This window comes from Trichocoleus sp. AS-A1 (assembly GCF_039962015.1).
Taxonomy (GTDB): domain Bacteria; phylum Cyanobacteriota; class Cyanobacteriia; order Cyanobacteriales; family FACHB-T130; genus FACHB-T130.
In genome coordinates, this window is the sequence record NZ_JAMPKG010000004.1 from 22,087 (window position 1) to 45,937 (window position 23,851).

Sequence of the window (23,851 nt, forward strand, 5' to 3'; positions counted from 1 at the left end):
TTAAGAAGATTGTAAAAATAGGCGTTATAAAACTGCATGACCGGCAAAAAGAATCTTATTGTTATTGGCAACGGTATGGTAGGACACAAGTTTCTAGAACTGATAATCGCCAAGGGAGCGGCGCAGGAATGGAACTTGATCGCATTTTGCGAAGAGCCGCGTGTTGCTTACGATCGGGTTAATTTGAGTAGCTTCTTTTCGGGCAAAACTGCGGCAGATTTATCATTAGTTCAACCAGGTTTGTACCAAGAAAATGGAGTTGAGATTCATATCGGTGATAAGGCAGTTGCGATTAACCGGGAAGAAAAAACAGTTACATCAGCGAATGGTATAACAATCGCCTATGACAAAATTGTTCTAGCAACAGGCTCCTATCCTTTTGTACCGCCAATTAAAGGGAATGATGCGAAAGGTAATTTTGTCTACCGGACAATAGATAACCTTGAGGCAATGTCATCCTATGCGAAAAATTGCCAAACTGGTGTCGTCGTTGGGGGTGGATTATTAGGTTTGGAATGTGCGAACGCTCTCAAAAATATGGGTTTAAAAACCCATGTTGTTGAGTTCGCACCCAGATTAATGCCACTACAAATTGATGATGTCGGTGGCAGCATCCTTCGCAACAAGATAGAAGAACTTGGGGTTTCAATTCATACCAGTAAATCTACAACGGAAATTGTCAGCATTGATGGCAAGGTTACTAAAATGACCTTTGCTGATGGTGAAGAGTTAGAGACAGATATGATTGTCTTTTCTGCGGGAATCCGCCCTCGCGATGAAATCGCGAGAGGATGTGGATTAGCAGTAGGCGATCGCGGCGGGATCGTTATCAACGATTCTTGCCAAACTTCAGATCCAAATATTTATGCCATTGGAGAATGCGCCCTCTATCAAAATCGTATCTACGGCTTAGTCGCTCCTGGCTATACAATGGCAAGCGTAGCGGCAGATATCCTGAGCAAAACAGGGACGAGCAGCTTTACTGGCGCGGATATGTCCACCAAGCTCAAACTGTTGGGAGTGGATGTTGCCAGTTTCGGGGATGCCTTTGCCAAATCTCCCGGCGCTAAAGAAATTGCCGTTACTGATACCATCCAGGGTGTTTACAAAAAACTGGTTTTAAATGAAGATGGTAGCCATCTTTTAGGTGGAATTCTGGTAGGAGATGCAGCAGCTTACGGTACGCTGCTGCAATTTGTGCAGAATGCGATCGCGCTCCCGCCTCATCCAGAAGATTTGCTGATGCCACCCCGCGAAGGCAAGTCTGTTACAGTCGGTATGGGTGTGGAGAGTTTACCAGATACTGCCCAAATTTGCTCTTGCAATAATGTTAGCAAAGAGCAAATTTGTAGTGCCATCCAAGAAGGGCAACTCACTGATATTGCCAGTGTAAAGAAATGCACTCAAGCCGGCACAGGTTGCGGCGGTTGCGTACCACTGGTAACAGATATTCTCAAAGCTGAGATGAAGAAAGCAGGGATAGAAGTAAAAAATCATCTCTGCGAACACTTCGCCTATTCCCGTCAGGAACTTTATCACTTGGTGCGTTCTCAAAAAATCCTGACTTTTGAAGATTTAATTCAAAAACATGGAAAAGGGAAGGGGTGTGAAATTTGTAAGCCTGCTGTAGCTTCTATTCTCGCTTCAACGTGGAACGAGTATATTTTAGAAATGCCGCATGTGGGGTTGCAGGATACCAATGATTATTACCTGGCAAACATTCAGAAGGATGGAACTTATTCAGTAATCCCCAGAGTTCCCGGTGGTGAACTAACACCAGATCAGCTGATTGTGTTGGGAGAAGTTGCTAAAGATTTTGGTCTTTATACCAAAATTACAGGTGGACAACGGATCGATTTATTAGGTGCGCGGGTAGATCAATTACCCCAAATTTGGCAGCGACTGATAGATGCTGGATTTGAATCGGGACACGCTTATGGGAAGGCACTCCGCACGGTCAAATCTTGTGTAGGTAGCACCTGGTGCCGCTTTGGGGTGCAGGATTCAACCAGTTTGGCGATTGAAATCGAACTGCGATATCGAGGCTTGCGAGCGCCCCACAAATTAAAATCAGCAGTATCCGGTTGTACCCGCGAGTGTGCTGAAGCTCAAAGCAAGGATTTTGGGATCATTGCTACCGAAAATGGCTGGAATTTGTATGTATGTGGCAATGGTGGAATGAAGCCACAACACGCAGTTTTGTTAGCAACAGATATTGACAAGGAAACGCTGATTAAATATTTGGATCGGTTCTTGATGTTCTATATTCGCACCGCGAATCGACTAGAACGCACTGCAACTTGGTTCAATAAGCTGGAAGGAGGCATCGAGTACCTGAAGCAGGTAGTTATTGAAGATTCTCTGGGCATTTGTGCTGAATTAGAATCAGAAATGCAGCATCTTGTCAATACCTATCAGTGTGAGTGGAAAGCCACAATTGAAGATCCAGAAAAAGTGAAGCGATTCCGTCACTTTGTCAATTCTGACCAACCCGATCCTGGTTTAGTTCATGTAGAGGAACGGGGGCAAAAACGTCCAGCTTATGACCACGAGAAGGTTTTAGTTGGTATTTCCGAATAAGCTGACTGTTGCTCTGGTGCATTACCTACAGTTTAAAAAAACTGATGTTATTTCAAGTAGGAAAAACATACACACGCTATCAAATTCATTCTGCATTGGGTGGAGAACTCCAAACTTATCTTCCTCAGCGTGCTGGAAAGATTGTGTGTGGATGTTTTAAGCCTACCCTGGACTCAAAAGCTCCTGATGAAGTTTTGGTAGAAGATTCACCAAAAGTAAAACAGAAAGCTGAGATACTCTGCCAACAAGGAGGTGCTATTCCAGTGTTCCTCAAGCTACATCGAGCTAGGTGGAAGTATATAGGAATGTTTCGTGTCAAGAAACATTCCGTTGACCTAGAAGAAATTAGGCGTAAGCAGCAGGAATCAGGCAGAAATAACATTGCAGCCGTGCTGTATTTGGAACCTGTGTTAAGCGAACTATGCAGTACGGTTCAAATAACCAAAGAGCGAGTTTTTGAGTTAGTTTGACTTGCTGCAATGTGTTGAATTTTTCAAGCTAGGCTACACCAATCCGTTAATCAATAGGAAAAGAAAATGGTTCAAGCATTACCGATTCGTCAGACAATTTCTACATGGGTTGATATTTGTCCGCTGTCAGCGATCGCGCCCAACACTGGAGTTTGCGCTTTAGTTGAAGATCAACAGGTGGCAATTTTCCGTGTGGGACAAGAAACTGATGTATTTGCGCTAGGCAATTACGATCCCTTTAGTAAAGCCTTTGTCCTATCGCGGGGAATTTTAGGCGATCGCAATGGCATTCCCAAAGTTGCATCCCCTATCTACAAGCAAAATTTTAACTTGCTCACCGGAGAATGCTTAGACGATGAAACCGTAAGCGTTCCTACTTTTCCTGTAAGAGTGGTGGAAGATAAAGTGCAGGTAGCTATTAGCGAATAACTACTGCTACATTTCATCAAAGAACCCGGTTTCAGAAGAGAAACCGGGTTCTTTAATAGGGATACTACTATATATACAGCTAATGAAAAGGAGTTCTCCTATGCAGCCTACGGTAACTAATGGAGTGCGTTGGGCTACTACAGATATCAACCTCTTACCTGAAAACGAAGGCACGCGCTATGAGATTATTGATGGAGAGTTGTTTATGACCAGAGCGCCCCACTGGAAGCATCAACGCACCTGCTTCAACATCTGTTGAGAAGTCGATGCTTGGTCTGTTTTTAGTGGTTTAGGGCAAGCCAGCATCACTCCGGGTGTGCTATTCAGCGAATCAGATAACGTCATACCAGATGTAGTGTGGGCTAGTAACGGAAGATTAGCTGTATTGCTAGACGAGGCGGGACATCTAACAGGCGCACCAGAATTAGTGGTGGAAGTGTTATCACCTGGTATAGAGAATGAACGCCAAGATAGAGAACCTAAACTCAAACTTTACGCATCACGGGGAGTCCAAGAGTATTGGATTGCTGATTGGCGCTTGCAACAAGTTGAAATCTACCACCGCGAAAATGCGACGCTAAAATTGATAGCAACGCTACTAAATAATGATGAGTTAAGTTCACCTCTATTGCCAGATTTTACCTGCACTGTGGCTCGGTTTTTTGTGTAGGAAAGTGGTAGGGAAAAAGGCGATCTCCACTAGCTGTGCTTACTTTTAGAAGCTGTTTTAAAAGTCTAATAAGTTGTTATTTTGCATCCTGAGTGGAGTGAAGCGCAACGCTCAAGGCGCGATCGCTTCCCTCATTCAGTGTCCCCACCCACCCCTAAAAAAATACATCTAGCCAGAGCAAAATTACTGGCTGACAACGGGGTCAAGATGCGATCGCACCCCATCTCACTCCATCAGCAAAGTGCGATCGCACTCAACTCGGACTAAGTCTTCAGACTGATGTAGAGCTGCAATAAAATTTCAACACTTATGGCATAACTAACAGAAAAAATCTGTAGTTATGAAATCTTATTTGTGCCTTATAACCGGAGGAAAAACAATGTTTTCAAATCAACCGAAGCACGTTGATGCCGTAGGCGCTGACAACACTGGCAGTGGGTTTCTCACCCCTGATGCTGGCCCCGATACCGCACGCGCCGATTATTCTGAGGAATCGGATCTAAATGACGCAACTCATGATTATGACAACGTTGATGAACTTGTTCCCGATACCTCTGTTGAGGAGTCTAGGGGTAACGTTGTCGATCGTCAAATGAGAATTATTGGACGCACTTCAGGATGACATCGCAAGTGTCATTCAAAAAATCAAAATCGGGATGACAGGATTTGAACCTGCGACCCCCTCGTCCCGAACGAGGTGCGCTACCAAGCTGCGCTACATCCCGTTGTCATAAGTGACAAACTAGATCCACAATATCACGCCAAATCCCAAATCACCAACCCACTCCACCAGAAATTAATTCACTGAGTCCGTTGCTTGCTACGATAAACTCTGTATGACTGAAAGTGGAAAAAGCGGGTTGTGGCTGTTAAACCAGATTGGTTGCGCGTCAAAGCGCCTCAGGGGGAGCGGGTCGGTAGTGTTAAAGAAATTCTGCGGGATTTGGGGCTGAATACTGTTTGTGAGGAAGCCTCTTGCCCCAACATTGGCGAGTGTTTCCAAGCCGGTACAGCGACATTTTTAATTATGGGGCCAGCCTGCACGCGGGCTTGTCCCTATTGCGATATCGACTTTGAGAAGAAGCCCAAAGCGCTTGATCCCACGGAACCAGAAAACTTGGCGGAGGCAGTTAGACGGCTCCGACTGAATCATGTCGTAATTACCTCAGTGAACCGGGATGATTTGCCGGATGGCGGTGCGTCTCAGTTTGTGCGCTGCATTCAAGCGGTTCGCGCCATCTCACCGAAGACGACAATTGAGGTATTGATTCCTGACTTGTGCGGCAACTGGAAGGCACTCGAAACGATCCTCCAGGCAGCTCCAGAAGTGCTAAACCACAATACAGAAACGGTTCCCAGTCTTTACCGGCGGGTGCGTCCTCAAGGAAATTATCAGCGATCGCTCGAACTACTACATCGAACCCGCGAGTTAGCCCCTTGGGTCTACACAAAATCTGGTTTGATGGTAGGGCTGGGAGAAACTGACGCCGAAATCCGGCAGGTAATGCAAGATTTACGAGATGTCGATTGCGATATTTTGACGATTGGGCAATATCTCCAACCCTCCCAAAAACATTTGAAAGTCGATAGCTTTGTCACACCTGCTCAGTTTGATGCTTGGAGACAGTTTGGCGAGTCGCTGGGTTTCCTGCAAATCGTCTCCTCTCCCCTGACTCGGAGTTCTTATCATGCCGAACAGGTGCGGGAATTGATGGAACGCTATCCTCGATTCAAGAGTTATGAGTGACCAGAATTCCTCTAACTCAATCAAAATCATTCCCTTGAGGGAAGCGAAAGGTCAAAACTCAAAACTCACGATAGCGATTCTTGGATCGGGCGCTTGGGGTACGACCCTTGCCTCTCTCGCATCTCAGAACGGTCATCACGTCCGTGTGTGGTCGCGTCAGTCTTCCCTATGCTTAGAGGCGGTTCTAGAGAATGCTGAAATTGTTTTATCCGCCATCTCGATGAAAGGTGTCGGCGAGGTTGCGGCGAATGTAAAAAAAGCTGTCTCTTCTAAGCCAATTTTCGTTACTGCTACCAAAGGATTAGATCCCGTTACCACCTGCACCCCTTCGCAGATTTGGCAGGCGGCATTTCCGACTCGCCCAGTGGTCGTTCTATCGGGGCCAAATCTTGCTAAAGAAATTCAACAAGGATTGCCAGCTGCTACGGTGGTAGCCAGCCGGGATGCTGCCGCTGCCTCGTCGGTGCAAGCGGTGTTTTCGTCCCCCAGTTTTCGGGTTTATACCAATGCTGATCCTTTGGGAGTGGAACTCGGTGGAACGCTAAAAAACGTGATGGCGATCGCTGCCGGTACTTGTGATGGGTTGCAATTGGGAACGAATGCCAAAGCCGCTTTGTTAACCCGTGGTCTTACTGAAATCATCCGCATCGGCAACTGCTGGGGGGCACAACCTGAAACGTTTTATGGATTGTCAGGACTTGGTGACTTACTCGCCACCTGCAACAGCAGTCTCAGTCGCAATTATCAGGTTGGTTACAGGTTGGCTCAAGGTAAGACACTCTCCGAAGTTTTAACCGAGCTGGAAGGAACCGCTGAAGGGGTCAACACCGCTTCCGTGCTGATTCAACGAGCGGATCGAGAAGAAATTTCAGTTCCGATTTCTTACCAAGTCTATCGCTTGCTCAAAGGGGAAGTTACCCCACTCGCAGCAGTTGAAGCACTCATGCTAAGAGACAGCAAACCTGAGTATAGCTAGGTTTTAGCCCTTAAAACCATCTATAGGGAACTCTTTGAGCCAATATTCTTTCTTAACCCTAGGGATTTTTCAGGAAATCCTTCAATTGGTGATGTAGATTAACTTGGCCTTTGACCCAAATCACTACTCTAAGATTGAGCGCTGCCTATACTACCCAAAGATAGAAATCTGAATCCTACTAGAGACAGGTTTTTCTGAATGTCACGTCGTCCCTACCTGCATAACCATCGATATCGATGAATTCAGTAAGTGTCATGCAGCTAAATGTAACAGAAAGTAACAGAAAGGTAAGCATTAGCTGTTTCGTCCTGGAGGGTGGGAATTCTAGCAATAAGTAGTGAAGTGATTAATTGAAAGACTATTCCGGACGCAATTGAGAGATCCCTATGCCAGCCACTCCTTTTTATGCAGAGACAGATACAGAATTTGACTCCGAGTTGCCAGATTACAACTTTGGGTCTGCCGTGTTGAACGACGATGCTCGACCCCCGGTGGATGATCTCGATAGCCCTGAGATGGAAGGTCTAGATGCAGAGTACGGGCGACTCGGCGAGGCATCTCTACGGGCAACTGCCAGCCGTCGTACTACCGATCTGGTTCGGTTATATCTTCAGGAAATTGGCCGGGTTCGGTTACTAGGGCGAGATGAGGAAGTCTCGGAAGCTCAAAAAGTCCAGCGTCATATGCGGTTGCTGGAGCTGAGAAATGATACTGCCAACCAGGCAGATCCAGTGATTCAGCCGTATGTGCATCTGATTGAAGTACACGATCGTCTAGCATCTCAGTTGGGGCACCGTCCTTCTTTGGAACGGTGGGCGACGGAAGCGGGTATTGAGCTGAGCAACCTGAAGCCTACATTAGCTGCTGGGAAGCGTCGCTGGGCAGAAGTAGCAGGTCTGGCAGTTGAAGAGCTAGAGCGGATTCAGGCCACTGGCATTCGCGCCAAAGAACACATGATCAAGGCCAACCTGCGTCTAGTGGTTTCTGTGGCGAAGAAGTATCAAAATCGCGGACTGGAATTGTTGGATTTAGTCCAGGAAGGAACCCTTGGGCTAGAACGGGCGGTTGAGAAGTTCGATCCGACCAAAGGTTATCGGTTTAGCACCTATGCTTACTGGTGGATTCGCCAAGGAATTACCAGAGCGATCGCAACTCAAAGTCGTACTATCCGCCTGCCGGTTCACATCACCGAAAAGCTCAACAAAATTAAGAAAGCTCAGCGCAAAATTTCTCAAGAAAAAGGTCGCACGGCAAGTATTGAGGATATCGGCGTTGAGTTAGAAATGACACCGGAGCAGGTACGGGAAGTTTTACTCCGGGTGCCTCGCTCTGTCTCTTTAGAAATTAAAGTAGGAAAAGAGAAAGACACGGAACTAGGAGACTTGCTGGAAACAGACAGCATATCTCCCGAAGAAGTGTTAATGCGAGAAGCTTTACACCGAGATTTGCAGCAGCTGCTTGCCGATCTCACCAGCCGCGAGCGAGATGTGATTCGGATGCGGTTTGGCTTAGGAGATGGTCATCCTTACTCCTTGGCAGAAATTGGTCGCGCTCTGGATTTATCTAGAGAACGAGTTCGTCAAATTGAAGCCAAAGCTTTACAAAAGTTGCGGCAACCCAAGCGCCGCAACCGTGTACGCGACTATCTGGAGTCCTTGGGCTAAGAAATAGTAATTTCATTTTCACAACTGCCCAATACTAATTTCTCAAAACCCCCCTTTTTAAGGAGGGTTTTGTGATTTCAAATATAGAAAGTCAGGGAGCGGCAAGCAGTGGTAAAAAGCGGTAAATACTGCACCCAGCAGGGACAAGGCATAAAACTAGATCCTACAACTAACAACTGACACGCACAGCAGCGGTCAAAAGGAAAAAAGAAAAAAGTAAAAGATATAATTCTTTACTTATCTTGTTTCCTTTTTCCTATTGCTTTCCCTATCTCTTAGCCTTGTTTCTTATTAGACATTATTCTCAATAAGCTTCGATTGTTGCAAATATTCTAGGAATTCGCTATTCTTCTCAATAGGGCTACTTTCTTGAGAAGGTCAACATGTCTTTCTACACAGCAACCTCACTCAAGGCTGAACTGAACGAGCGGGGCTGGCGTTTAACTCCCCAACGGGAAACCATCCTGAATGTCTTTCAACATCTTCCCAGAGGTCAGCATCTTAGTGCTGAAGACCTCCACGAGTTGTTGCACAGTGAAGGTGAGGACATAAGCTTATCCACCATTTACCGAACCTTAAAGTTGATGGCTCGGCTGGGCATTTTGCGCGAACTTGAACTGGCAGAAGGACATAAGCATTACGAACTCAATCAACCTTATCCTCATCACCATCACCATTTGATCTGTGTTCGGTGTAACAAGACGATTGAATTCAAAAATGACTCGATTTTAAAAACCGGCACCAGAACAGCCAGAAAAGAAGGGTACCACCTGCTTGACTGTCAGATGACGATTCACGCTATCTGTCCAACTTGCCAGCGGGCGTTACTACCCATTTAAAAAGCGATCGAGTAGGGTTAGGGCGGGATGCACCACTTCTACCATAGCGATTAGCTAGTAGTATAGCTAATCGCTAATTGCTATGTTTGTTTAAAAACGTCCCTTGACGATGTCATCAGCGCTGAGACCATAAGCACGTTGGGCAGCTTCAACTGCTGCTTTGGTTTGCGCCTCGAAAACCCCATTTAAGGGTCCGCGATAAAAGCCGTTTTCTTTCAGACGCTTTTGTAAAGACAATACATTAAAGCGATCGCTTGTATTTTCCAGAGCCAATATAGTATCGGGTCTAGCGATTCCATCAGCTGTTAAACCTTGCGATTTCTGAAACTGAATCACGGCGTCTTTGGTGTCTTGATCGAAGTAGCCAGTCATGGCACCTTGAAAAATTCCCATCTGCCGCAACCGTCGCTGGAGTTCTACCACCTCCCGGTTGTTACTGCCTAACTGTAGGAGCTGTCCGCTAGAAGCTGTATTAAAGCGATCGCTTGTATTTTTCAGAGCCAATATAGTATTGGGTCTAGCGATTCCATCAGCTGTTAAACCTTGCGATTTCTGAAACTGAATTACGGCATCTTTGGTGTCTTGATCAAAGTAGCCAGTCATGGCCCCTTGCAAAATTCCCAGTTTCCGCAACCGTCGCTGGAGTTCTACCACCTCCCGGTTGTTACTGCCTAATTGTAGGATCTGCCCACTAGAAGCGATATTTTTAGGCTGAGTCCGATCCTCTCCGCCTCCCACACCTATCAAAGCTGCCTGGGTATCCGAACCGACAATGCCATCTACTGGCATTCCCGCCGCTTGCTGAAATCGGTTAACGGCTGCTTTTGTGATCGGGCCATAATAGCCAGTGATATTTGCTTGAAAATAGCCCTGTTTTTGCAACCGTTGCTGGAGGGCTACTACCTCCGGACCGCTGTCTCCTTCCTGTAGGACTCCACTCCTCGGACGTTGGCTGACCTGAGAAGCCTTGCTGACCGGCTGAGGACGTTGCCTGACAGACTGGAAACGTGGGCGGCTGACCTGTCTGACCTGCCGAGATTGGCTGGCCTGCGCCTGGATTGGCTTGCCTCGCTTCTTCTGTAAGGCGGCTTCGGTTCGCGGTCCCACAATGCCATCCGGTTCCAGCCCGTTAGCTTTCTGGAATTGGATCACAGCTTCCGTTGTAATCGGGCCAAAATTGCCTGTGATACCTGCTTTGAAATAGCCTAGCTGCTGTAAGCGCTGCTGGAGAGTGGCTACCTCCGCGCCAGTGTTTCCTGGCTCAAGTATTGCTAAAGCTTGAGACATTCCTAAAAGGCTTAGTGAGACAAAAAGCGATAGCAGAGACAAAGTCGCTCTACTAGACAGCTTTTGGCGGTTCAGTCCTTCAAAAATTTTTTGGCTATTCCAGACTATAGGAAACTCGCTGTTCGTAGATGCTTCGTAGGCTAGGGCAAGATGCAGGTAGGCAAGGGTTTCCATAATTTTACTGGCAAACTCTTGATAGACAGTTTAAGAAGGTCAATTTCATCAACTAGCTATACCATACCAGTGCCTAGGGGCGATATACCACCCGTGCATCTAGTCCGCGCGATCGCAGTAGCTCAGAGCGGCTTTCGGCAAGATTTCGATTGGAAAATGCCCCGGCATTTACATAGGGACCTCGTTTCGATTTCGGCCCTAGATCCGCATTCGGTACATAGCGGAGAACTTTATTCAATGTTGCGTAATTCCCTGGTACGATTACCACGTAGCGATTCTCGGCAAAATCAATTCCTAATTCCCGTAGGGTTCGCGCATCTGCAATGCCGTCAGGATATAAACGCCGAGCTTGCTGGAACTGCCTGACAGCTCGCTGGGTATTGGAACCATAAACCCCATCAATGCGACCAGGGTTGAAGCCTTGCTCGCTCAATCGCCGTTGGAGATCCTCGACCTCGGAACCGCGATCGCCAGGTTGGAGACTTCTACGACTCCTGTCGTTCCGGTTGCTGTAGTCACTTAGTTGTTGACTTGGACGACCGGCAACGTAGTCGTCTAGTGCCCGCAGCGTTTCTGAATTAATCGTACCGCTGGGGGATAAACCTACAGTTGTCTGAAACTCCCTGAGAGCTTGCGCCGTATTTCGACCAAATACTCCATCAATACGACCGGGGTTGAATCCTGCCTGTGCTAACTGTTCTTGGACAAGCCTAATGTCTGAATAGGTATTTTCTGAATAGGTATTTTCTGAATAGATATCTTCTGGATAGATATTTTCTGCTCTCAGTGTAGGGGTGTTGGGAGGAGACAGTGTAGGGTTTTCCGGAAGCGAGTCAAGAGTTCTGTCCGGAGGTGGCAGGGTAAACGGGTCATTGTTGAAGCTTTGGCTTATAGTCGGTCTAACTTGATTAAATAATTCTGCCCTGGTTCCTCGACCCACAATCCCATCTGGTGTGAGCCGATTGGCTTGCTGGAATCGAATCACCGCATTTTTAGTTTGCGAGCCAAAATTGCCAGTGGCGGGCACACTAAAGCCTCGTGCCTGTAACTGCTGTTGTAATGCGCGTACCTCAGAACCGCGATCGCCTTGTTTCAGCGTTCTCTGTGCTAACGCCTGAGAAGAGATTCCTAGCATCGCTAAGGCAACGGCAATCGATAGAAAATGAATCGTTGCGTGGCTAGAAAGTTTTTTCCAATTCAATCCGGTCAGAAATTCCTGGTTTTCCCCAACCGGAGAAACACCGGCTTCTTGTACAGGTGTTTCGTAGACTAAGGCTAGATGAAGATAGGCAAGGGTTTCCATTACTTTTTACAGCATAGATTTTAACGCCAGTCTAGCCGATTGATTGCATCAAATCGCACTCTCTATCGACGATATACCACTCGTGCATTCAGTCCTTGCGATCGCAACATCTCTGACTGACGTTCTGCCCCAGACTCAGTGGCAAATGCTCCTGCCTGAATATTGGAATCGCTACTGGAAGTATCCAGATAAGCATTCGGCACATACTGGCGCACTTGGCGCAGCGTTTCGGTAGTCTCAGCCATTACGATCACCGAGTAAGGAGAATTTGAAGTCGCAAGATACCCGGCAGCAAACCAGGTTTCCCGCCCCATAATGCCGTCAATCTTTAAACCCCTCGCCACTTGAAAGCGCTTCACAGCTTGCTCTGTTTTCCAGCCAAATTTTCCATCAATAGAACCCGGATCAAAACCAGCCGCTTTCAGCCTTTGCTGAGCTTCGGTGACTTCCCGACCGCGATCGCCCAGTCGCAACCCGCGCTTACCAATGTTCATTGCACTCGTCTGCGGAGTGTTGTGCGACTTTTTACTTTTCTTGCTTTTGCTCTCCAGATATCGCTTTAATGCTTCTAGTGTCTCCGAACCCGCGATGCCGTCAGCATCTAAGTCACTGATCGCTTGGAAACGCCTCACCGCTGCCTCGGTCAACTTGCCGTAGTATCCAGTGACAGGTCCCTTATAGTAGTTGGCTGCCATCAAGTTTGTTTGCAAAGCCGTCACTTCAGCACCCCTATCCTCTATCTGTATTGCGCTAGCACTGTGGAGCAAACTGAGGAAAGCTAGATTTAGAGCCAGCGATAGCAGATAGCTTGTCGCGGTGCTAGAAAGCTTTTGCCGATTGAGATCCTTAAAAAGTTCTAACTTTTCTAGAACTGGAAAAGCCAGAGGATCTGTCGTTTCCTCGTAAGCTACTGCTACATAAAGATAGGCAAGCGTCTCCATTCTTGTCCTGCAAAACTCTTAGCAGCTAATCCACTCACTGAAGTTTTCAGAGAAGTTTTAACTGCTATTTTTGGCTTATTTTACGTTATTTTCACGTTTTTTGTTTACTAACTACAGAGAGAATACTTTAAGCTAGATGATTTCTAGGTCTTGTTTTTGAGAAACTCTAGACATTTTCAGCTATTAAACTAATCCTTGGCATCAAAAATTAAGGCAACTATCACCGCTACACCAGTAATGCCTAAAGCTACGAGCGGGTGTTGACCTTGACTTACAGCAAAAGAAGTAACGATACCAGCACCCAATGCCGCGATAACGGCAGATCCTAATAAATCTTGATGAGAGTTTTTATTGAACATTGTTGCGCTCCAGCAGCCAAGTTAAAAATAGCTGTGACTTACAGTTTTACAACCTACCACCAGACTTTAGTAGGTTGAAAAGTTGCTGGAATATTGCAATTAAGATTTAAATTAAGCTAATTTTCTTAACACGTCCCAAGGTTACAAAAACAGGGGATCTCTATGCTTGTACTGCAATCCCCCGCACTGAAATCTCTGTCGGATTTCGCCTATTGCTGTTGTTCTGTCTCAACTCGCTCAATGTTACCGGCTTTGATCCAACCTTGTTGTTCGCCCTCTTCCAGACGGATCTGTTGCCATCTTTTATCATCGCTTTCTTTGATGACTACAATCCGCTGATTGTATCCGACCCCACCGACGCGGTTAGCTTCCAAAGTTGGTGCCTCTCGTAGGCTTAAACCTTCGCGCCAGGTAACGCGAGCGGTATACGCTCCAGGTTCTAGCACTTTAGCAGGAGCAGTGCTGGGCGTCGGCGTTGGGTTGGGTTGAGCGGAGGACGCCGATGTTGTCTTGACAGCGCCAGGAGAAGCTTTGGCTTTTACCTCTGGTTTATCATTTGCATAAACCGGCTTGGGCGGAGGAGCCGACAGTTTAGTTAAGAAGTAATAGGCGGTAGCACCACCACCCACAGCGAGGAGGACGATCGCTAGGAAGAAACCAATTATAAATTTTGCTAAACCCGACCAACTCATGCTTGTGATTCCGGTTGTTGCAGCTGATGAAAGCGACTACTCAAAGGGCTGTGTCTCGATGCCATACGGGCTTTACCGGCGGCTGCCCAATCTTGCAAAAACTGGATTTGCTCTTGGGCAGTCCGAGCTAGGGGCACAATCTGACTGGCGGCTTCTAAAATATCATCGGTAGTGAAGTCTCGATTCTGGCTAAAGCCAATGTGCATCGCTTCTATCAAGGTTTGCTCAATTTCTGCCCCAGAAAAATCGGGGGTTTCGTATGCTACCCGATCGAGATCGTAACTACTCAAGTTGTGAGGCCGCAGCCTGGATAAGTGTACCGCAAAAATGGCACGGCGTTCCTCTTGTTCGGGCAAACCCACAAAAAAGATTTCATCAAATCTACCTTTGCGAAGCATTTCCGGAGGTAAAGCTTGAATATTGTTAGCAGTCGCCACGACGAATACAGGTGAAGTTTTTTCTGCCAGCCAAGTAATAAAGGTACCAAAGACGCGGCTGGTTGTTCCGGCATCGCTTTTCCCATCAATGCCAGAGAAAGCTTTGTCAATTTCATCGATCCAGAGTACGCAAGGAGCTAAAGCTTCTGCTAGTTGAATCATTTGCCGAGTGCGAGATTCCGATTCTCCCACCAATCCTCCAAAAAGACGCCCCACATCTAAGCGTAATAAAGGTAAGTGCCAGTGATGGGCGATCGCTTTTGCCGTCAGCGATTTTCCGGTTCCCTGAATTCCTACAAGGAGTAACCCTCTGGGATAAGGTAGACCATATTGCCTTGCGCGTTCTGAAAAGGAACCACCACGCCGTAGCAGCCAGTCTTTTAGGTTATCTAAGCCGCCAATATCAGAAATTTTCTCGCTACTCGAATAAAACTCTAATATTTGGGTCTGGCGAATGGTTTGACGCTTTTCTTCCAGCACCAGTTCCACGTCTTCAGGGCGCAATTCGCCGTGAGTCGCGATCGCGCGTGCCAAGACACGACGAATCCGTTCCATCGATAGCCCTTGGCAGGAACGCACCAGTTCATCCAAAATTTTGCTGGTGAGGGATTTACCTGTGGCACCGAGTAAGCGTTCCACTTCTGTCTTGATCTCAGCTGGCGCTGGCAACGGAAACTCCAGGATGGTTAAGACTTCACTCAAGTCCGTTGGAATGGCAATTTGCGGCGCGACGATGACAATATTTTTCGGCTGGGATTTCAGACGCCGTGACAGATTCCTCAGCTTGCGATAGACTGATATATCTTCTAAAAAACGGGAAAAATCCCGCAAAATAAAGATTCCTGGGGCAGATGCTGCCACTTTTTCTACAAATTCTAATGCTTGAACCGGATTGCGTCGTCCAAAACCGGCATCGTTGGGGTTGCCCTGATAGCCATCGACAAAATCCCATATATAGACTGGGCGATCGCCTAACCGTTGAGCTACCTGCGCGATCGCTACTTCTACTCTCTCCTCTTCGGGAGTAGGAATATAAATTAATGGATATCGGGCGCGTAGCAGCAGTTCAAACTCTTCACTGAAGCTCATAGCTGTTATAGGATGTCAGTTGGTAGAAGACTTGCGGTTGTCGCGTCTCCAGGTCAGTGGTCAGTTGGTAGGGGCGCGAACAAAAATCTTGGCAACCCAAAACTCTCTCCATTTAACCCGCCCGTACAATCATTGTTGCTTGATTAGTTGCCAACTCCCTGTAAAAACCAAGAAAAAGCATCTCGCCTTACGGTTCAGTTAGTATACGCAAGGGCGATGCTTGTTCCCTTAACTTGTTTGTTTCTTGCCGCTGACGCTAACCACTGACCGCTGACTATTTAGGAAATTGTTTTTTGAGTGCTTTTAAAGCTTCCCATCGGCGGTCAGATAAACTGTCCGAGCCATTCGTATTTGCTGGTTGAATCCCCAAACAATCTTTGTCACAAAGCTGCCTTGGGGGAATCGCCAAACACATTTGTTCGTATAGCCAAACATCAGGTTGAAAATGACCCTGTGGCGGCAGCATTTCCAACAAATCTTCGAGTGGTGTTTCTCGTTCTACAGGCCCTGTGTCTGGTTGCTCAGCCGCTTCATCTAACCAAATCATTTCTGATGTGTTGATAGCTAGACGGTGATTATACTGTTGCAAGCAACGATGACAAGTGAGAGTGACAATTGCTTCTGCTTTCACAGAAACATCCAGGTAATTTCCTTGATGGGAAACTTTTATCTGTCCGCGCACGGGCGTCAAAGTTTCCAGTTCTGGTAAAAACTCATCAATTTGAATGACTTCTGAGCGCTCTGGCGCTTTCAGAAGCCCAGGAATATAAATCGCCTTCATAATGCTTCAGCCATCCTTCCAACCCGATTAAAAAAGGAAAATAAAAAATAAAATTATTTCTCATTTTCCTTTTTTAACTCTTAATTTTTTAATCGTACAACCAGACGCCGGTCTGGTTCTTGACCCCGACTATAGGTTTCTAAATCGTCGCACTCTTGGAAAAAAGTATGAACTTGACGCCGCTCTGCTGAAGACAAGGATTTTATTTCAAATTCTTGACCAGAAGAGCGAACTTGCTGAGCGGCATCCTCAGCAAGTTCCTGGAGTTCCGCTTGACGCCGAGCGCGATAGCCATCAAGTTCAATGGTGTAAGCCGTCTGCTCCTCCCGCTCTTGACCCAAGTTCAAAATGGCATTGGCAAGGTACTGGATGGCATCGAGAGTCGCACCTTCAGAACCTACTAAGGCTTGAATTTGTGCGGATGTTAGTTTAGTTTCGTCGATTGTCAACCAGTAAGTTTCTAATTCTGCTTGGGAGGAGTCGCTGCTTTGTGGAATCGTTTGGATTGCGGTTTCTTTAACGCCGGTAGGAAATTTGGCTAGTTGTAGGAGTTGCTCTAGCCACTGCTGACCCCGCTGCATTCTGCGATCGCTCATAGTTAACTCGAAGCCTTTTTCTTAGAACGACCCGGTTCAAAGGGAAGTGCTTCTCTTTCCTTTGCTTTCGTTTCTTTTTCTTGAACTTCTACCATTTTCTGAAGGTTTTCTGGCAGGGGTTCGCGCGACAAAATAAACGTCTGAGCAGTTTGGAAAATGTTAGCAATGACCATGTACATCAACACTCCTGCTGGCAGCGGGAAGAACAAAAACATCCCAGAAAAGAGGATTGGGGTAATTTTGTTGACCGTAGCCTGCTGGGCGTTTGCATCGCTGGAATCGTTCTGTCCGGAGAGAACCTGGTTGAGATACAAACTGATGCCAAAGAATAGCACCATGCCGATAATATCCCAGTGAATGGTTCCGTCTTCATCAAAAGCGCCCACACGACCTAACGCATCAATAAAGAGAAATCCTTTATCTGCCGCTAGTCCTGGAACTGTTCCCTGAACGGTGACTTCCCCAGGCTGAAGAGCTTCCACGCTGCCATCTTCATTCACCTGTACCCGTTCTTCGCCTTTAGTGACCTTCCAGCGGGGAATCAGCTTAGTTTCAGGATAGTCGGCGAGGAGTTCCCGAAGGGGTTTGCCCTCCACGGTTTGAAATTCAATTTTAGCCTTTTCCCCAACCGTCAGGCGGTTCCCTCCCGGCAGCAGCGCCGCAATCGGGGCATGAACGCCATCTGAAAAGTAAATGTTTTGTGGCGCTGTCACGAAAGCTTGCGGCTGAATCCGTTCAATTTGTTCTTGAGGAAAGATTTGCAAATTGACCGTGTAGTTCACATCCGAGAATGGCGATCCCCGCAAGGTGGCAAACAATGCAAAGAGAATCGGCATTTGCAGCAACACGGGGAAGCACCCGGCTAAGGGATTGCCAAATTCTTTGAACAGCTTGCTCATTTCCTCCTGCTGTTTTGCAGGATCGTCCTTGTAAAGCTTCTGAATTTCTTCTTGTCGCTTTTTCATCAGCGGTTGGGAAACTTTCATCCGCCGCATATTGCGAATGGAGCCAGCACTCAGGGGATAGAGAGCAAAGCGAATTACAAGTGTCAGCGCCACGATGGCGAGACCATAGCTAGGCACAATCCCGTAGAAGAAATCCAGGATTGGCAGCATGACATTATTGGAGAGAAACCCGATACCAAAGTCCATTCGTTCTGAGTTAGAGGGGGCGCTAGTAGCTTGTGGAGAATCTTAATCTAAGTTATCTAATGTTTGTGATTTTTGGGTTATAAAACACACAAAAGCCAGGGTAGAGTCGCTGGGGAATTTTAGATAAGCCATTGACAATTCAATTCGAGCATCTAAAATTTCTTGACTTTTGAGGCAATCTTATCGACTTGCGGAACCATCCGCTGGTTTGCCGGTTCTGGCTGCCATTTTCTCGTTGATGTAGTCATAAATTTCCCGGAATCGAGGTAAGGCTCTGAGTTCCAGGCGACTGCCATCTCGAAGAGTGACTACCATATCGCCCCAGAGACCAATTCCACGGGGAACCTTCACGACATTAACAATTTCTGAGTAGATAATGTCGGTGCGATCGCGTCCCATCCAACCACCCGTTACCGAGATGCGACGAGTGGTAATCCGGTAGCGCAACCAAAGCGCTCTCACAATTGCCCCTACCGTCAGAGGTATACAGATGACTGTAAATCCGAGCAGGATATTAATAATCAAATCACCTATGTGGGGACCACCTTCATAGAAGGTTTCCTCTTTGATGCCCATTGAGTACCTCTGCTTCTGCCAACAACTGCTCTAATTCTCGCAAAATTTGACCATAATCGCACTCCACTGCTATGGGTCGCACAACGATGACCAACCGCCAGCCAGGTGCAATGCGAGGTAAGATCTGACGAATCGCTGCCCGAATCCGTCGCTTGATCCGGTTCCGGATGACTGCTCGCTTGCTGACTTTTTGGCTGATGGAGATGCCGATGCGGGTTGGCATCACTTCAGCAGTTTTCATGCCCTTCGCGCCGCTTGATTGCCTCAACGCTCTTAAAGCAAAGTGAGGGGCGTTGCGACGCAGACCGCTCTGGTACACAGCGGTAAAATCTTGCCGGTGCCTGAGTCGATTTGCTCTGGATAATGCCACTAGAAACTCCGCCCTCCTGGGTGGCTTAAAAGAAGGATGAAGGCGAAATAAATTCATCCTTCATCCTTCTTGTGTTTCTAAACGGAAAGGCGATAACGTCCCTTTTTTCGGCGAGCTTTGATGACAGCCTGACCATTTTTGGTACGCATCCGTGCTCGAAAACCAGATGTTCTTTTTTGCTTACGATTAGTGCCGCCCAGAGTGCGCTGAGTCATCGGTTTTTACTCCAGATTTAGAATCGCCGCTATAGAAAAATCCACGATTCTCCAGCATAGCATCACATTGCGCTCCTTTTACAGGTGCCCCTTAGCGGCACAGAAGCGGACGTGGATTGTGCCTTAATTAATACTCAGAATCCAGGTACCGAGATAACGGGGCAACGGTACATCGCCGGGAGTAAGAATCGCACCTGTGAAATAATAAGTTCCACCAAAAGGCGGGTTTTTCACGTTAGACAAGATTAAATCTACGCTGTTACCAGCAGCCACTGGCTCCTGCATATAAATCAGAAGCTTGTAATTTTCTTTGTCCCAGACAACCTCTTTGAGGGGCAATTTTTTTCCTTTGACGCGGACTTCAACGTTTTTGGTGTCAAATTTGCCCTTGTAGTAATCCGGATAAGTGATGACAAACTGAGCTGCCCCTAATTCCATCTTTTTGCCAGGAATCTTGAGCCGGTAGCGATCCCAAGCATCCGATTGACCGCCAAAATCTAACCGATAGCTCAGCTGATTTCCTCGTTCAACACCGCTAAAAATGGTTAAACCGGGTAGACTCTGTGCTTGGGTGAGGCTGGCAAAGCCCGTTAGCACGCAACCCGTCGCCGCTAGGGCAGAAATTAGGCGTCGCTTAGAGGATTTTGTTGACAACATAGGCTCTTGTACCTCAACTGTAGAGAGTGGGCTTCGTTACTAAACTTTACTATTTTTGACTCAAGCGGGGATGTAGCCGCCCCGAATGAATCCTCCCCCGTGACGCGGGAAGCGAGAAGAAAGTGCCCCCAGATGCAAGCTTGGTGAGCTTTTGAGTCGAGCGATCGCTCAGGTTAGGGCAATGGAACCAGACCGGCTCATAAAGACAGTTGATTTTAAACTAGTTGCCGCTCGGCGCGATCGCGCTGCTCGGCATTTTTTTATGTACTAATGTATATCATTATGTATTTTTTTGGTTATTTATTGAATAAATTTGAAAAAATCAGCCGGAAACAAACCCTTCAATTAATCTGAATTGACGCCAGAGATTATAGGCACCAGAGGGTTTAAGAGAAAGCTTTTTATCATTGGTTAAAGCTTTGAAAACGGGTTCTAGGTGATATCGTCTTAGGACGTGCGTGAGTGTGGAACTCTAAATTCATAAAACAAAGTTAAAGATACGGATCGGAATTTAGAAATCCGCCTAGGATGCAAAAGGATAGGATGCAGAAGGGTTTCGTAGAATTGATTGGGAGAGTTCATGAGAATTGCGGTTGCAAAGGAAGTTGAAGTTGGCGAACGTCGTGTGGCACTGGTGCCTGACACTGTAGGCAGGTTAGTAAAACAGGGTCTAGAAGTGTGGGTAGAGGCGGGTGCTGGTGAGCAAGCATTTTTCTTTGATGACGCCTATAAAGCAGCTGGTGCAACGATTGTCTCGGATACAGGTGCTTTGTGGCGCGAGGCGGATGTTTTATTAAAAGTTAATCCGCCGAAAGAGCATGAAATTCATCAGCTCAAGGAAGGAGGCGTGTTGATTGGGTTTCTAAATCCTTTGGGAAATCCAAACCTAATCCAGCGTTTAGCCGAGCGCCGAGTCACCGCCTTCAGTATGGAATTGATCCCCCGCACCAGTCGGGCGCAGAGCATGGATGCTTTGTCTTCTCAGGCGGGAGTGGCTGGATACAAGGCGGTACTGATTGCAGCGGCGGCTGTGCCGAAGTTCTTCCCGATGTTGACGACAGCAGCTGGGACAATTGCACCGGCAAAAGTATTTATCATGGGTGCAGGAGTAGCGGGACTGCAAGCGATCGCTACTGCTAGACGCCTAGGTGCCATCGTAGAAGCCTTTGATATTCGTCCTGCCGTGAAAGAAGAGGTGCAAAGCCTAGGGGCGAAATTTATCGAAGTGCAGCTGAATGAAGAAACTGTGGCAGCGGGCGGCTACGCGAAAGAAGTTTCTGAAGCCTCTAAGCAACGCACCCAGGAAGTCCTCACCGAGCATGTCAAGCAAGCCGATGTCGTCATTACCACAGCTCAGGTTCCGGGCAGAAAAGCGCCCATCCTGGTGACTGAGGAAATGGTAGCCCAGATGAAACCGGGTGCGGTCATTGTCGATTTGGCAGCTGAGCAAGGCGGCAACTGCGCCTGCACGGAACCTGGCAAGGATGTACAGCGCAACGGAGTCACGATTATTGGCCCGATGAATTTACCTGCGTCTATGCCGGTTCACGCCAGTCAAATGTATGCCAAGAATGTTTTGACTTTGGTGCAATACCTGATTAAAGAGAGTGCATTGCAGCTGAATTTTGAGGATGACATCATTAGTAGTACCTGCGTCTCTAATAACGGTGAGATTCTCAATCAACGAGTCCGGGATGGTTTGACTCAGGTAAAGATTAACGCCTAGAAAAATGGTGGAGGAAACCGATTTTCTCTCTAGAAAACGGGTTTCTTAGCTATCAAATTAGGTATCCAATTTGAAGATTGTCGGTGGGCAGTGTCCACCTTGACCGCTGAATCAAGAAGGAGTATTGAGCTGAATGACAGAAACCTTAATTGGCGCTTTGTTTGTATTTGTATTAGCGTCTTTTATCGGATTTGAAGTAATTAACAAAGTGCCGCCGACACTCCATACTCCCCTCATGTCTGGGGCAAATGCAATTTCTGGAATTGCCGTGATCGGGGCGCTGATTGTCTGTGGACCGCGCGAGTCAAATCTCAGCGTCATTTTGGGCTTAATTGCCGTAGTGCTAGCAACCATCAACGTAGTAGGTGGTTTCTTAGTGACGGATCGGATGTTGCAAATGTTTAAAAAAAAGGTAAGCGGGTAATGGATAAGCTTTGAATTTTGAACAGAAGAAATTTCTCACTCAAAATTCAAACCCGAACACTCAAAACTTTTCTGATTACCAATCACCAATTACCCATTACCGACGAACAAGTGATATGACGGAATTTCTGCCAACTGGGATACAGCTGACTTACTTAGTAGCAGCGTGTTTGTTTATTCTGGGATTGAAGAAGCTGGGTTCACCGGCGACAGCTCGCACAGGCAATCAGTGGGCAGCTGTCGGGATGCTACTGGCTATCGTGGCAACACTGCTAGATAGGCAGGTGTTGAACTACGAAATGATTTTGTTGGGTTTGCTGATTGGTTCAGTGTTGGGAGCGATCGCAGCCTATAAAGTAGAAATGACCGATATGCCCCAAATGGTGGGTCTACTCAACGGTTTGGGAGGCTTAGCTTCTGCCCTCGTCGCTGTAGGAGAATTTTGGCGGCTCTTGGGCACGCAGCAAGCAATCCCCTTCGACGCCAACCTCTCGATTATCAGTAGCGTATTTATTGGCGGCGTCACCTTCACTGGCAGTATGATGGCCTTTGCCAAATTGCAGGGACTCATTAGTGGTTCTCCCATTACTTTTCCCTTACAACAACCCATCAACGCCCTCCTATTAGTAAGTTTTGTAGCAGCGAGTGCCTTCCTGCTAATTACCCCAGACAACTTACCTGTATTTCTAGCAATGGTAGGGATTTCCTTACTGCTGGGCGTGCTGTTCGTGATTCCGATTGGCGGCGGCGATATGCCTGTCGTAATTTCACTGCTGAACTCGCTTTCTGGGGTCGCTGCGGCGGCTGCTGGTTTCGTGGTGATGAACAATATGCTGATCATCTCCGGAGCCTTGGTAGGCGCTTCAGGCTTAATCCTGACCGAAATTATGTGTAAGGCGATGAACCGCTCGCTCGCTAGCGTGCTGTTCGGTGCCTTTGGGAAAGCTGGAGCATCTGGTGGTGCTGGTGGTGCAGATGGGGGCGATAAAAATGTCCACAGCATCGATACAGAAGAAGGTGCGATGATGTTGGGCTATGCTCGTTCCGTCGTGATTGTTCCCGGCTATGGCATGGCGGTGGCGCAAGCACAACACGCTGTCCGCGAATTGGCTGACGGACTAGAAAAACTAGGCGTTGAAGTGAAATATGCCATTCACCCAGTGGCAGGACGGATGCCAGGTCACATGAACGTATTGTTAGCGGAGGCGAACGTGCCTTATCCGCAGCTATACGACATGGATGATATCAATCCGCAGTTAGAGCAGACGGATGTGGCGCTGGTGATTGGGGCGAATGATGTTGTGAATCCAGCGGCTCGTCACGATTCTGCTAGCCCGATTTACGGGATGCCGATTCTGGAAGTAGATAAGGCAAAACACACGATTGTGATTAAACGCGGGATGAGTGCGGGTTTTGCCGGTGTGGATAACGAGCTTTTCTACAAAGACAAAACGATGATGCTATTTGGCAGTGCGCGGGATGTCGTGGCGAAGCTGGTTGCTGAAGTGAAGCAGCTATAAACAAATTTTGAGTTTTAGATCATCACTCAAAATTGCGATCGCGATACGATACCAGTCTGCTTCAGGAGTTTAATACTCCTGAAGCTATCTTTTCTTTGGAATAAAAGATAGGTTAGGCTGGGCTTACCAGAGGCATCTGCTACATTCAGAAACCACGGCTATGTGATTTTGCATGAAAG

Annotated in this window: 25 protein-coding genes, 1 tRNA gene and 1 pseudogene; 13 read left to right on the plus strand and 14 right to left on the minus strand. The window is 47.2% G+C overall.

What is annotated here, in order from left to right:
* Positions 1 to 36: 36 nt before the first annotated feature.
* From nirB to NC994_RS04500, 6 genes and pseudogenes are all read left to right on the plus strand, one after another.
* Positions 37 to 2,580: a nitrite reductase large subunit NirB gene (gene nirB / locus NC994_RS04475; protein WP_190439640.1), complete on the plus strand. Its 2,544-nt coding sequence runs from the start codon at positions 37 to 39 to the stop codon at positions 2,578 to 2,580.
* A gap of 44 nt (positions 2,581 to 2,624) precedes the next feature.
* Positions 2,625 to 3,050, plus strand: coding sequence for a hypothetical protein (locus NC994_RS04480; RefSeq protein ID WP_190412708.1), 426 nt, complete (start codon positions 2,625 to 2,627; stop codon positions 3,048 to 3,050).
* A gap of 66 nt (positions 3,051 to 3,116) precedes the next feature.
* Complete coding sequence (nirD, locus tag NC994_RS04485; RefSeq protein WP_190412709.1) at positions 3,117 to 3,479, plus strand: nitrite reductase small subunit NirD; 363 nt, start codon at positions 3,117 to 3,119, stop codon at positions 3,477 to 3,479.
* Between the two features lie 100 nt (positions 3,480 to 3,579).
* Positions 3,580 to 4,149, plus strand: a pseudogene (locus NC994_RS04490) (Uma2 family endonuclease).
* A gap of 81 nt (positions 4,150 to 4,230) precedes the next feature.
* On the plus strand, positions 4,231 to 4,416 hold the full coding sequence (locus NC994_RS04495; RefSeq protein ID WP_190412710.1) for a hypothetical protein: 186 nt from the start codon (positions 4,231 to 4,233) through the stop codon (positions 4,414 to 4,416).
* A 112-nt stretch (positions 4,417 to 4,528) separates the two neighbouring features.
* Positions 4,529 to 4,771 carry a hypothetical protein gene (locus NC994_RS04500; protein WP_190412711.1) on the plus strand — a complete coding sequence of 81 codons (243 nt, stop codon included), beginning with the start codon at positions 4,529 to 4,531 and terminating at the stop codon, positions 4,769 to 4,771.
* A 29-nt stretch (positions 4,772 to 4,800) separates the two neighbouring features.
* Here NC994_RS04500 and NC994_RS04505 read toward each other — a convergent pair.
* Positions 4,801 to 4,874: transfer RNA gene (locus NC994_RS04505), tRNA-Pro, on the minus strand.
* Positions 4,875 to 5,011: 137 nt separating this feature from the next.
* On the opposite strand from NC994_RS04505, the gene lipA reads away from it, so the two are divergent.
* The 4 genes from lipA (at position 5,012) to NC994_RS04525 (ending at position 9,375) form a co-directional block, all read left to right on the plus strand.
* Positions 5,012 to 5,896: a lipoyl synthase gene (gene lipA / locus NC994_RS04510; protein WP_190439643.1), complete on the plus strand. Its 885-nt coding sequence runs from the start codon at positions 5,012 to 5,014 to the stop codon at positions 5,894 to 5,896.
* Complete coding sequence (locus NC994_RS04515; RefSeq protein ID WP_190439646.1) at positions 5,889 to 6,872, plus strand: NAD(P)H-dependent glycerol-3-phosphate dehydrogenase; 984 nt, start codon at positions 5,889 to 5,891, stop codon at positions 6,870 to 6,872. Before lipA ends, NC994_RS04515 begins: the two co-directional genes overlap by 8 nt.
* A 386-nt stretch (positions 6,873 to 7,258) precedes the next feature.
* Positions 7,259 to 8,536, plus strand: coding sequence for an RNA polymerase sigma factor SigC (sigC, locus tag NC994_RS04520; RefSeq protein ID WP_190439649.1), 1,278 nt, complete (start codon positions 7,259 to 7,261; stop codon positions 8,534 to 8,536).
* Positions 8,537 to 8,919: 383 nt separating this feature from the next.
* Positions 8,920 to 9,375, plus strand: coding sequence for a transcriptional repressor (locus NC994_RS04525; RefSeq protein ID WP_190412715.1), 456 nt, complete (start codon positions 8,920 to 8,922; stop codon positions 9,373 to 9,375).
* A gap of 90 nt (positions 9,376 to 9,465) precedes the next feature.
* Here NC994_RS04525 and NC994_RS04530 read toward each other — a convergent pair whose 3' ends face one another.
* The 13 genes from NC994_RS04530 to NC994_RS04590 form a co-directional block, all read right to left on the minus strand.
* Positions 9,466 to 10,836 (minus strand): peptidoglycan-binding protein, encoded by a 1,371-nt coding sequence (locus NC994_RS04530; protein WP_190439652.1) that lies wholly within the window; start codon positions 10,834 to 10,836, stop codon positions 9,466 to 9,468.
* A gap of 73 nt (positions 10,837 to 10,909) precedes the next feature.
* Positions 10,910 to 12,139 (minus strand): peptidoglycan-binding protein, encoded by a 1,230-nt coding sequence (locus NC994_RS04535; RefSeq protein ID WP_190439659.1) that lies wholly within the window; start codon positions 12,137 to 12,139, stop codon positions 10,910 to 10,912.
* 62 nt (positions 12,140 to 12,201) lie between these two features.
* Complete coding sequence (locus NC994_RS04540) at positions 12,202 to 13,080, minus strand: peptidoglycan-binding protein (RefSeq protein ID WP_190439663.1); 879 nt, start codon at positions 13,078 to 13,080, stop codon at positions 12,202 to 12,204.
* Positions 13,081 to 13,268: 188 nt separating this feature from the next.
* Positions 13,269 to 13,439: a hypothetical protein gene (locus NC994_RS04545; protein WP_190439665.1), complete on the minus strand. Its 171-nt coding sequence runs from the start codon at positions 13,437 to 13,439 to the stop codon at positions 13,269 to 13,271.
* A gap of 209 nt (positions 13,440 to 13,648) precedes the next feature.
* The gene (locus tag NC994_RS04550; RefSeq protein ID WP_190412720.1) at positions 13,649 to 14,131 is read right to left on the minus strand and encodes an SH3 domain-containing protein; all 483 of its coding nucleotides are present in this window, start codon (positions 14,129 to 14,131) and stop codon (positions 13,649 to 13,651) included.
* Positions 14,128 to 15,657, minus strand: a complete 1,530-nt coding sequence (locus tag NC994_RS04555) for an AAA family ATPase (protein WP_190412721.1) — start codon at positions 15,655 to 15,657, stop codon at positions 14,128 to 14,130. Before NC994_RS04555 ends, NC994_RS04550 begins: the two co-directional genes overlap by 4 nt.
* 274 nt (positions 15,658 to 15,931) lie before the next feature.
* Entirely contained in the window at positions 15,932 to 16,438 is a 507-nt protein-coding gene (locus tag NC994_RS04560) for a YceD family protein (RefSeq protein ID WP_190439669.1), read from the minus strand.
* Between the two features lie 80 nt (positions 16,439 to 16,518).
* Positions 16,519 to 17,034: a R3H domain-containing nucleic acid-binding protein gene (locus NC994_RS04565; RefSeq protein ID WP_190412723.1), complete on the minus strand. Its 516-nt coding sequence runs from the start codon at positions 17,032 to 17,034 to the stop codon at positions 16,519 to 16,521.
* A 2-nt stretch (positions 17,035 to 17,036) separates the two neighbouring features.
* Positions 17,037 to 18,185 (minus strand): membrane protein insertase YidC, encoded by a 1,149-nt coding sequence (gene yidC / locus NC994_RS04570; protein WP_190412724.1) that lies wholly within the window; start codon positions 18,183 to 18,185, stop codon positions 17,037 to 17,039.
* 180 nt (positions 18,186 to 18,365) lie between these two features.
* Positions 18,366 to 18,761, minus strand: coding sequence for a PH domain-containing protein (locus NC994_RS04575; protein ID WP_190412725.1), 396 nt, complete (start codon positions 18,759 to 18,761; stop codon positions 18,366 to 18,368).
* Complete coding sequence (rnpA, locus tag NC994_RS04580) at positions 18,733 to 19,131, minus strand: ribonuclease P protein component (RefSeq protein WP_190439914.1); 399 nt, start codon at positions 19,129 to 19,131, stop codon at positions 18,733 to 18,735. The genes NC994_RS04575 and rnpA overlap by 29 nt, the downstream gene beginning before the upstream one ends.
* 77 nt (positions 19,132 to 19,208) lie before the next feature.
* Positions 19,209 to 19,346, minus strand: a complete 138-nt coding sequence (rpmH, locus tag NC994_RS04585; RefSeq protein WP_190412727.1) for a 50S ribosomal protein L34 — start codon at positions 19,344 to 19,346, stop codon at positions 19,209 to 19,211.
* A 123-nt stretch (positions 19,347 to 19,469) separates the two neighbouring features.
* Entirely contained in the window at positions 19,470 to 20,003 is a 534-nt protein-coding gene (locus tag NC994_RS04590; RefSeq protein WP_190439672.1) for a DUF2808 domain-containing protein, read from the minus strand.
* A gap of 580 nt (positions 20,004 to 20,583) precedes the next feature.
* On the opposite strand from NC994_RS04590, the gene NC994_RS04595 reads away from it, so the two are divergent.
* From NC994_RS04595 to NC994_RS04605, 3 genes are all read left to right on the plus strand, one after another.
* Positions 20,584 to 21,729 (plus strand): Re/Si-specific NAD(P)(+) transhydrogenase subunit alpha, encoded by a 1,146-nt coding sequence (locus NC994_RS04595; RefSeq protein WP_190439674.1) that lies wholly within the window; start codon positions 20,584 to 20,586, stop codon positions 21,727 to 21,729.
* A 133-nt stretch (positions 21,730 to 21,862) separates the two neighbouring features.
* Positions 21,863 to 22,153, plus strand: coding sequence for an NAD(P) transhydrogenase subunit alpha (locus tag NC994_RS04600; RefSeq protein ID WP_190412730.1), 291 nt, complete (start codon positions 21,863 to 21,865; stop codon positions 22,151 to 22,153).
* 115 nt (positions 22,154 to 22,268) lie between these two features.
* Positions 22,269 to 23,672, plus strand: a complete 1,404-nt coding sequence (locus NC994_RS04605) for an NAD(P)(+) transhydrogenase (Re/Si-specific) subunit beta (protein WP_190439677.1) — start codon at positions 22,269 to 22,271, stop codon at positions 23,670 to 23,672.
* Positions 23,673 to 23,851 lie beyond the last annotated feature (179 nt).